We start from the raw sequence: 6,281 nt of genomic DNA, 5'->3' as shown, positions 1-6,281 counted from the left end.
CCATCATGTTGACCACGCCGTGCATGGCACCTGTGGGCTCGCCCTGAGGCCCGCGCAGGTCGGGCATGGCGTGGAAGGCGCGGTAGAGGTAGCTGGAACCGTCCACCAGCAGGAGGACGGGCAGCGACGACTCAGGAGAAGGAGATGTGGAGTCCGGGGCGTTCATGCCCCGAATTGTGGGGCCAGATCACCGGCCCCGCACCGCTCATCAGAATTCGGCAGAAGCACCGATGCTGAACAGGTAGTAGCTTTCGTGGCCGTTGACGATGTAGTCGAAGTTCGACAGCAGCTTCACTTCACGCGTAGCCTGGAAGCCGATGCCAGCGCCCAGGTAAGGCGCGCCGTCATAGCTGATCTTGCGCTCGGTCGAACCGTTGGCGTAGGTGATGAGCTGGTCCTTGCGGGTACGGGCCCAGCCGAAACGCAACTGGTTGGTGAAATCGTTGAGCAACTCGACTTCCCAGTTGATGTTCAGGGTAACCGCACGCTCTTTCTGACGCAGCGACGCCACATTGGTCGCCGCCATCTTGGCCGAGTCATTGGCACGATCCAGGCCACCGAAGAACAGGTAGTTGATTTCAGCAGCCAGGCCAGGGGTCAGGCGCTTGCCACCGAAGAACTTGCCGCTGAAAACGGCACGGTCACTGATGGTGGAGTCGCTGGAAGGCCATTGCGCAACGCCCACACCGAAGGTGCCACCACCGTAAATTCCCAAGGGGCTGCTCTCACGCATCTGGGCCATGGCCGACAGGCTCACCAGAGACGACGCTGCAACCAGCATGGACAGGGACTTGGAAATCTTGCTCGGGGCTGAAGTGCTCATGATTCGGAACCGGTTCCTCGTTATAGGAAAAATGCACGTCCCCCATGAAACAGTGGGACGGGGTTTTCAATATCCTGCGGAGTCTGCCACAGCGACTCCTACAATCACACGCTCGTCTTCCCCCGAACCCTGAGGGTTTACGCCTAAGCCATGAGGCATCGCAACATCTGGTTGCGGTTTTTTGGCCCTGGTGCACCTTTTTGCAGCGTGGGAATCTGTCTTTTCGATGTTCGATGCTTGACTAAGTCACATGGCCGTTTTCACTGAAGTGTCCCCGCAAGAAGCGGCTGGACTGCTGTCCGACCTGGATCTGGGCACCCTGCAATCCATGCATGGCGCCACCTCCGGCATCGAGAACACAAATTACTTTGTCAGCACGGACAAAGGTGACTATGTGCTGACCTTGTTCGAGCGACTGAGCTACGAACAGCTGCCCTTCTACCTGAACCTGATGCACCACCTGGCCAATCGCGGCATCCCGGTGCCAGCGCCACAGGCCAATGCAAAAGGCGAGATCCTGCATACGCTCAAGGGCAAGCCCGCTGCCGTGGTGACGCGCCTGAAAGGCCGCAACCAACTGGCGCCTCAAGCTGCCGATTGCGCCCAAGTTGGTGCCATGCTGGCCCGCATGCACGAAGCTGGTCAGGATTACGTGCATCAGCAGCCCAATTTGCGCGGGCTGGCTTGGTGGACGGACACCGTGCCCGTCGTGCTGCCCCACCTGAATGCCGATCAATCCGCGCTGATTCAGTCCGAACTGGCCTTCCAGCAGTCACTCGCCGACTCGGCCAGCTACAAGGCCCTGCCACGCGGCCCCATCCACGCCGATCTGTTCCGCGACAACGTGATGTTCGACGGCCCTGCGCTCTCAGGTTTCTTCGATTTCTATTTCGCCGGTTGCGACACCTTCGGCTTCGACATCGCCGTGTGCCTCAATGACTGGTGCATCGACCTGGCCACGGGTGAGCTGGACCCGGTACGAGCGCATGCTTTCGTGGCGGCCTACGATGCCCAACGCTGCCTGACAGACGACGAGTTGCTCCTGCTGCCCTCGATGCTGCGCGCTGCAGCCCTGCGCTTTTGGACCTCACGCCTGTGGGATTTCTACCTGCCTCGCGATGCGGCGATGCTGCAGCCGCATGACCCCACGCATTTCGAGCGGGTTCTGACCCTGCGCCGCAACAAGCTCTGGTCATATCAGCGCGGCACTGCGGCCTGAACATGAAACTCAAACTGGTCAAGGCCTCGCAAGGCCTGGTATGGATTCGCCAAGGCATGCTGGCCTGCCGGCAGCAACCGCTGGGCTATATCGGTTTGCTGGGTCTGTCGTTCATGGCCGCCACCTTGCTGACCGCTTTGCTCGGTGATGTCGGCGTGGCCCTGGCCACCTGCCTGGCGCCATCGATCTGGATGGGCTTCATGCTGGGCACCCGGCGGGTTTTGACCGGACAGATGGTCACCCCTACCGTGATGGTGGAACCGTTCAAGACGGATCCAGCCACTCGCAAGTCCTTCATGCTGCTGGGTGCGGCTTATGGCCTGATCATGCTGGCAGCCGTCACCGTGGCCACCATGCTGGGCCCGGACCCTGCTCTGCTGGACAACATCAAAGACAAATCCAAGGACATCGGCGACATGATCGGTGACCCCTTGGTCCAGCAAGTGCTGCTGCTGGAACTGGTACTGACCTTGCCCGTGACGCTGATGTTCCTGCACGCCCCGGCCCTGATTCTGTGGGCCCATATGCCGGTGGCCAAGGCCATCTTCTTCAGCCTGATGGCCAGCTGGCGCAATCTGGGCGCGTTTTTGGTATTCGGTTTGGGCTGGTTTGGTGTGCTGTCCGGCGTGGCGCTGCTGGCGGCAGGTGTCTCAGCCATTTTGCCTATCCCCATGCTCGTCAGCGTGGTGATGATGACGGCCAGCATGTGGGTGGCCGCCTCGTTCTACGCTTCGCTGTACTTCACGGTGGTGGATTGCTTTGAACCCCATCAGCCCGAAGTCGCCCCGCCTTCAGCGGTTTGACGCGTTCTAACGCGCTTCAAGCTCAGGCAGACAAGCGCGTGACGCCTTGCAGTGGGCAGGCGTAGATGGCATTGCGCAAGGCGGCAATCGCCTCATAACGCGTGAAACTGCGGCGCCAGGCCAGCACCACACGGCGTGTCGGGACGGGATCTTCGAACGGCACGAACACCAGGTGTGGATGCGACTCCGGCGGCACGGACAGCATCGGCACCACAGTCACGCCCATGCCAGCGGCCACCATGTGCTTGATGGTCTCCAGCGAGGAGCCCTCGAAGCTCTTGCGGATGCCTTCTGCGTCGCTGGAAAAGCGTGCGAACTCGGGGCAGACCTCCAGCACGTGATCGCGGAAGCAATGGCCGGCACCCAGCAGCAACATGGTCTCGCGCTTGAGCTCTTCAGCGCTGATGCGATCGCGCTGCGCCAGCGGATGCGTGCGCGGCACGGCCACCATGAAAGGCTCGTCATACAGCGGTGCGGTGGCCAGGTTGCTGTCCATGAACGGCTCGGCAAGGATGGCGCAATCGAGCTCACCGGCACGCAGCATCTCCAGCAGCTTGACGGTGAAGTTCTCCTGCAGCATCAAGGGCATCTGGGGCACGCGCGCGATGGCCGAACGTACCAGATCAGGCAGCAGATAAGGCCCGATCGTGTAGATCACGCCCAGGCGCAATGCACCAGCCAGCGGATCCTTGCCACGCTTGGCGATTTCCTTGATGGCCTGAGCCTGCTCCAGCACGGCTTGCGCCTGACGCACGATTTCTTCACCCAGCGGCGTGACGCTGATCTCCGAACTGCCGCGCTCGAACAGCTTCACGTCAAGTTCGTCTTCCAGCTTCTTGACGGCCACGGACAGCGTTGGCTGCGACACGAAACAGGCCTCTGCGGCACGCCCGAAATGGCGTTCACGCGCAACGGCCACGATGTAGCGGAGTTCGGTCAGGGTCATGGCTGTCGATTGTGCTTGATGTGATCGTGAAGCGGATTACCCCGGTCAGGCCTTGAGGTATTCGGATTTCTGCCCCAGCCAGCGGGCCACATGCCGTTGTGCCGCATATGGATGCTGGCGCAGCATGGTTTCAGCAGCCTGGCGGGCACGCGCGACCAAGCCCTGGTCTTCATTGAGATCAGCGAAACGCAACAAGGCCGCACCGGACTGGCGCGAGCCCATGAACTCGCCGGGGCCACGGATCTCCAGATCCCTACGGGCAATCTCGAAGCCGTCCGTGGTTTCAGCCATGGCCTTGAGGCGCTGCTTGCCGGAGTCGGACAAGGGTGAGGCGTACAGCAGCACACACACGCTGGCCACGGCACCGCGCCCCACCCGACCACGCAACTGGTGCAACTGGCTGAGGCCAAAGCGCTCGGCATGTTCGATCACCATCAGGCTGGCATTGGGCACGTCCACACCCACCTCGATCACGGTGGTGGCCACCAGCACGGAGAGCTCACCGCTGGCAAAACGCGCCATGACATCGGCCTTCTCGGCGGCCGGCAAGCGCCCGTGCAACAGGCCCACGCCGAAGCCGGCCAGAGATTCGCTCAGCTCCTGATGCGTCTGGGTGACGTTGCTCAAATCCAGCGGCGGGCGACGGTTGCTGGCCCGCCCGGCGGCTTCGTCTGCGGCCTGGTCGCCGTCTTCGGTTTCATCAATCAGCGGGCAGACCCAATACACCTGGCTGCCGCGCGCCACCTCGTCGCGAATGCGTTCGATCACCTCGGGGCGGCGCGTGTCTGCAAACACCTTGGTGACGATGGGCGTTCGCCCAGGCGGCAGCTCATCAATCGTGCTCACTTCCAGATCGGCCAGATAGGTCATGGCCAGCGTACGGGGAATGGGCGTGGCACTCATCATCAGCAGATGCGGCTCCAGCTCGCTGCTCTCCAGCTTGCGGCGCAACTGCAGGCGCTGGGCCACGCCGAAGCGATGCTGCTCGTCGATCAAGGCCAGGCCCAATCGCGCGAAGGTGACCTGGTCCTGGATCACGGCATGTGTGCCCACCACCAGTTGAGCCTCGCCGGAAGCCACGGCGGCAATCTGCTCGCGTTTGGCTTTGGCCTTGAGGCTGCCCGTGAGCCAGGCCACCTTGATGCCCAAGGGCTCCAGCCAGCCGACCAGCTTGCGAAAGTGCTGCTCGGCCAGGATTTCGGTCGGGGCCATCAAGGCACATTGCCAGCCAGCGTCCATGGCCACGGCGGCAGCGAGTGCCGCCACCACGGTCTTGCCCGAGCCCACATCGCCCTGCAACAGGCGGTGCATGGGTTGGGGCTTTTGCAAGTCCAGCGCGATCTCTTCGCACACCTTGCGCTGCGCCCCAGTCAGCTCGAATGGCAGCACGCCCAGCAGGCGATCCCGCAAACCTTGCGGCAAGGCACTCAACACCGGCGCCTTCAGGTGGGCCCGCTCGGCGCGAGCCTTCATCTGCGAGACCTGTTGCGCCAGCAGTTCCTCGAACTTCAGGCGTTGCCAGGCCGGGTGACTGTGATCTTCCAGCGCTACCAGCGACACCTCCGGCGACGGGTGATGCAGGAAGTGCAGCGCCTCACGCAAGCGCGGCCAGCGCCCTGGCACCAGTTCAGGCGGGATCAACTCATCCAGCGGCGCACGCGTCAGGGCCGAAGCCACGGCCTTGCGCAGATAGGCCTGAGGCAGCCCGGACCCTGTTGGGTAGACGGGCGTGAGCGAAGCGGCCAACGGCGTGTTGTCGCTGACGATGCGCACAGTCGGGTGGACCATCTCGCGGCCCCAGAAACCATGGCGCAGTTCACCGCGCACACGCAAACGTACACCCGGCGCCCAACTCTTTTGTTGCGAACCGTAAAAATTCAGGAAGCGAAGCAAGACCTCACCGGTGCCGTCGTCCAGCCGCACGATCAACTGGCGACGCCCACGCGCCTCGATACGGTTCTCGGACACCACCCCCTCAAGCTGCACCGTCTGCCCATCACGGGCATCGCGCAGCAAGGTCAGGCGGGTTTCGTCCTCGTAGCGCAAAGGCAGGTGCAAGGCCAGATCGATGTCGCGCACCAGGCCCAGCTTGTCCATGGCCTTTTGCGGCGCCGAGCGGGCAGTTGCCGCCGCACGCCCATCGGCGGGCATGCAGGCTTCCTGTTTGCTTGTTTTGCTGGCAGACGCAGTTGGCGCCACGGCGGCCTCCCCGGCCCGAAATACTGACAGGCACCGATTGTGCCGTGTCTGCACCACGGCGCCCCCCCACTCCGATGGGCGAGTCACAAAGCGCCCCGCGCTTGGGGTGACAATATCGGGTTTCCTTGGCACGGGACTCGTCCGTCCCTCAATGGCATGACCATCTCTACTTCCTATTCCCTGAGCGATTTCGATTTCGAGCTGCCGCCCGAACTGATTGCCCAGCACCCAGCGGCCGAACGCAGCGCCTCCAGACTTCTGGATGGCCGAGGCCCCTCCCCCATCGACCGT

Annotated in this window: 7 protein-coding genes; 3 read left to right on the top strand and 4 right to left on the bottom strand. The window is 62.7% G+C overall.

What is annotated here, in order from left to right:
* Both EPO09_RS17225 and EPO09_RS17220 read right to left on the bottom strand, forming a co-directional pair.
* Positions 1-166 (bottom strand): hypothetical protein (locus EPO09_RS17225; RefSeq protein ID WP_290644855.1); only part of this gene is annotated, 166 nt, incomplete at its 3' end.
* Positions 167-208: 42 nt separating this feature from the next.
* The gene (locus tag EPO09_RS17220) at positions 209-823 is read right to left on the bottom strand and encodes an outer membrane beta-barrel protein (RefSeq protein WP_290644851.1); all 615 of its coding nucleotides are present in this window, start codon (positions 821-823) and stop codon (positions 209-211) included.
* A gap of 250 nt (positions 824-1,073) precedes the next feature.
* On the opposite strand from EPO09_RS17220, the gene EPO09_RS17215 reads away from it, so the two are divergent.
* Together EPO09_RS17215 and EPO09_RS17210 are read left to right on the top strand one after the other, a co-directional pair.
* Complete coding sequence (locus EPO09_RS17215; protein ID WP_290644849.1) at positions 1,074-2,042, top strand: homoserine kinase; 969 nt, start codon at positions 1,074-1,076, stop codon at positions 2,040-2,042.
* 2 nt (positions 2,043-2,044) lie between these two features.
* On the top strand, positions 2,045-2,845 hold the full coding sequence (locus tag EPO09_RS17210; RefSeq protein WP_290644847.1) for a BPSS1780 family membrane protein: 801 nt from the start codon (positions 2,045-2,047) through the stop codon (positions 2,843-2,845).
* Positions 2,846-2,867: 22 nt separating this feature from the next.
* On the opposite strand, the gene EPO09_RS17205 is transcribed toward EPO09_RS17210, so the two are convergent.
* Both EPO09_RS17205 and recG read right to left on the bottom strand, forming a co-directional pair.
* On the bottom strand, positions 2,868-3,791 hold the full coding sequence (locus EPO09_RS17205; protein WP_290644845.1) for a LysR substrate-binding domain-containing protein: 924 nt from the start codon (positions 3,789-3,791) through the stop codon (positions 2,868-2,870).
* Between the two features lie 45 nt (positions 3,792-3,836).
* Entirely contained in the window at positions 3,837-5,990 is a 2,154-nt protein-coding gene (gene recG / locus EPO09_RS17200) for an ATP-dependent DNA helicase RecG (protein ID WP_290644843.1), read from the bottom strand.
* A 156-nt stretch (positions 5,991-6,146) separates the two neighbouring features.
* Here recG and EPO09_RS17195 point away from each other — a divergent pair.
* A partial coding sequence (locus EPO09_RS17195; protein ID WP_290644853.1) for an S-adenosylmethionine:tRNA ribosyltransferase-isomerase occupies positions 6,147-6,281 on the top strand: 135 nt, incomplete at its 3' end.

It is taken from the genome of Aquabacterium sp., assembly GCF_004297345.1.
Classification (GTDB): Bacteria; Pseudomonadota; Gammaproteobacteria; order Burkholderiales; family Burkholderiaceae_C; genus Aquabacterium.
The sequence above is the reverse complement of the archived record's forward strand: the minus strand, read 5'-3'. Positions and strand labels throughout refer to the sequence as shown.

Bases quoted from the DNA above. Each gene is read 5' to 3' on its own strand.
- EPO09_RS17220 (WP_290644851.1), bottom strand. From the start codon at position 823: ATGAGCACTTCAGCCCCGAGCAAGATTTCCAAGTCCCTGTCCATGCTG.
- EPO09_RS17215 (WP_290644849.1), top strand. From the start codon at position 1,074: ATGGCCGTTTTCACTGAAGTGTCCCCGCAAGAAGCGGCTGGACTGCTG.
- EPO09_RS17210 (WP_290644847.1), top strand. From the start codon at position 2,045: ATGAAACTCAAACTGGTCAAGGCCTCGCAAGGCCTGGTATGGATTCGC.
- EPO09_RS17205 (WP_290644845.1), bottom strand. From the start codon at position 3,791: ATGACCCTGACCGAACTCCGCTACATCGTGGCCGTTGCGCGTGAACGC.